Source organism: Nocardia sp. CC201C, assembly GCF_030010695.1.
In the GTDB taxonomy this organism is placed as follows: Bacteria; Actinomycetota; Actinomycetes; order Mycobacteriales; family Mycobacteriaceae; genus Nocardia; species Nocardia otitidiscaviarum.
Genome location: NZ_JASCXP010000639.1, coordinates 1 through 2,657, shown reverse-complemented (window position 1 = coordinate 2,657; position 2,657 = coordinate 1). Strand labels below are relative to the sequence as shown.

The 2,657-nt window shown below is 70.4% G+C and carries 5 protein-coding genes; 1 reads left to right on the top strand and 4 read right to left on the bottom strand.

Annotation, left to right across the window (positions count from 1 at the left end):
* The coding region (locus QK444_RS35345; RefSeq protein ID WP_282786349.1) for a hypothetical protein at positions 1-525 on the bottom strand (525 nt) is incomplete at its 3' end.
* Between the two features lie 81 nt (positions 526-606).
* Complete coding sequence (locus QK444_RS35340; protein WP_085996432.1) at positions 607-939, bottom strand: helix-turn-helix transcriptional regulator; 333 nt, start codon at positions 937-939, stop codon at positions 607-609.
* 62 nt (positions 940-1,001) lie between these two features.
* Between QK444_RS35340 and QK444_RS35335 the strand changes: the two genes are divergently transcribed.
* Entirely contained in the window at positions 1,002-1,343 is a 342-nt protein-coding gene (locus tag QK444_RS35335) for a putative quinol monooxygenase (RefSeq protein WP_282786345.1), read from the top strand.
* 43 nt (positions 1,344-1,386) lie between these two features.
* Here QK444_RS35335 and QK444_RS35330 read toward each other — a convergent pair whose 3' ends face one another.
* Together QK444_RS35330 and cbiT are read right to left on the bottom strand one after the other, a co-directional pair.
* Complete coding sequence (locus QK444_RS35330) at positions 1,387-1,716, bottom strand: hypothetical protein (RefSeq protein ID WP_228809709.1); 330 nt, start codon at positions 1,714-1,716, stop codon at positions 1,387-1,389.
* 75 nt (positions 1,717-1,791) lie between these two features.
* Positions 1,792-2,657 (bottom strand): precorrin-6Y C5,15-methyltransferase (decarboxylating) subunit CbiT (cbiT, locus tag QK444_RS35325; RefSeq protein ID WP_282786342.1); only part of this gene is annotated, 866 nt, incomplete at its 5' end.

The window sequence follows — 2,657 nt, the reverse complement described above, 5'->3', positions numbered from 1 at the left end:
GCCGATGATGGCGCCGGGAATCGCGGAGACGACCAGCCCGAGCAGGCCGATGGCGCCGCCGATCACCGCGCCCACGGCCGCGCCGAGTGCGGCGCGCTGCAATTCGGCGAAGAACCACTGCTGTGCGGAGATGGCCCGCGCGTGCGCGTGCGGCCCGACCTCGGGGGTCAGCGACAGTTCCTGGCCGTTGTCAGCGACGGCCGCGACGATCCGCACGTCCTCCCCACCGGCCTGACCGGTCAGCGGCACCTGCGCCACGACCGCACCGGATTCGTTGGTCAGGCTCACGGCCTGCCCGTCGGCGTCGACGCTGAACCGCCCGCCGGTCACGCTGGTGACGATGGCGTCGCCCGCCTCGGCCAGCGCGATGGTGTAGCCGACGCCCTGATCCTGCCCGTGCACCTGCGCGGCGACCGGCTGCGGTGCGGTGGGCGCTTCCACCGGTGCGGCGTATCCGGTCCCGGTGGCGATTCCGGTGGCGGCGGCGGCGAACAGGGCGGTGGCGGCGAACTTCGTGTACTTCATCAAGTCTCCCGATATGGCTGATACCGGACCCGATGACAATCGAGTCACGGCACGTCACCATACCGTTGACCTATCGATGTTTCAGTTCGGGGCGGCCGCGGTCCGCCGCGCGACCTCGTCGGCCAGCAGCTCGAGCAGGCCGGGAAAGCGCTCGGCCAGATCGGCGCGGCGCAATCGCGCCATATTGCTGTTGCCCCGATCGACCTGCCGGATCAACCCCGCCTGCCGCAGTATCCGAAAGTGGTGGGTCCGAGTGGCTTTCGAGACCGGCAGGCCGAAGGAGCTGCAATGCCGCTCGGCATCCTCGGCATCGGCCAACAGCGCCAGCACCACCGCGAGGCGGTGCTTGTCGGCCAGGGCGGCCAGTACCGCGCCCAGGTCGAGTTCCGCCGTGCTCGGTTCGTCGGCGACCACGTCCACCCACCTTCCGTAGGTACGGTTTGCATCGTACCTCCGACACCGCTAGCGTCCGAGGTATGACAAACACCGTACCTTCCGAGGGGATTCCGTTCACACTGGTCGGCTTCGCCCACCCCAAGCCGGACAAGGTCGAGGAGCTGCGCGAACTGCTGCTGTCCTTCGTCACCCCCACCCGTGAGGAGGACGGCGCGCTCGAGTACCACTTCCACGAACTCGCCGACGACCCGACCACCTTCGTCTTCTACGAGGTGTGGCGCTCAGCCGCCGATCTGGACCGGCACCTGGCCCTGCCGCATATGCGGGACTTCTGGGAACACCGCATGGACTACCTGGAACGCGATCTCGAGATCCACTACCTCACCATGCGCAGCCCCTACCCCCGCCCGATGGCCGCATAGGTTCCCGGCCCCCGCCCGCGCGAGGGTCGACGATGGGCGCGGGTCAATGGCCCTGTCGCGCGGTCGGATCGGGATGATGGCGACGGTCGCGACGCCACTCGACGTAGAGCCACAGGGCACCGCACAGCAGCAGTGCCGCGCAGCTGAACGCCGCGATCGTCGCCCATCCGGTGAATCCGTAACCCGCCGCCGTGAGCGCCAGGGCCAAGGCCACGACACCCAGTCCGCACAGCACGATTCCCGGCACGTTGTAACCGTCCTCGATACCCTCACCGGCATGGTGGCGAACTCTTCGCGACCGCCGCCCGAGTTCGGTGCGGGCGAAGACCGGCAGCGCCTCCGATCCTGTCCATCGATGTCGAATCCGAGTCATGAGACACCTCCATCGGGGCGGTGGCGAAACGTCCGCCCGATAGCTGGGATCTACCCAGCGTACGGCGGGCGAACCTCAGTCGCCAGGTTTGCGCACCGACCATTGGGCCACCGGCAACTGCGGTCGCCACGTGGTGAATCCGCCGAGGGGCTCGCCGCGGTGGATCTGGATGCGGCGCAGCGTGCCGCCGTGGGTGGCGGACAGGGTGAGCAGCAGTGCCTCCGATTCGGCGGTGACGGCATTGGCGACCAGGCGGCCGCCGGGACGCAGCGCGTCCCAGCAGGCGTCGACCAGGCCGTCCTGGGTCAGGCCGCCGCCGAGGAAGACGGCATCCGGTGCGGGCAGGTCGGCGAAGGATCCCGGGGCCGTCCCACGCACCTCGACGCCGGGAACGCCGAGGGCGGTGGCGTTCGCGCCGATCTGCTCCCGTCGCGCCTGCCACCGTTCGAAGGTGACGGCGCGGCAGCTGGGATGCGTACGGCACCACTCGATGGCGATGGTGCCGGAGCCGCCGCCGACATCCCAGAGCAGCTCGCCCGGCGCGGGGGCCAGCGCGGCGATGGTGAGCGCGCGCACCTCCGATTTGGTGAGCTGGCCGTCGCCGCCGTACACCGGGTCCGGCAGGCCGGGCAGGCGGCTCAGGCGCACCGCCGCCGGATCGGCCACACAGTCCACGGCCACGATATTGAGGGCGTCCCCGGGCGGATGCGCCCAGGTCGCGGCCGTACCCGCGACGATCCGCTCCCCCGGACCGCCCAACTGCTCCAGCACCGTCACCGTCGATTCACCGAAACCGTTGCGCGCCAGCAGTTCCGCCAGCAGCGCCGGGGTGTGCTCGTCGGTGCTCAGCAGCAGCACGCGACGGCCGTCGGCGAGTTCGGGCAGCACCGTCTCCAGCCGCCGCCCCACCGCGCTCACCACCGGCGTCTCGGCCAGCGCCC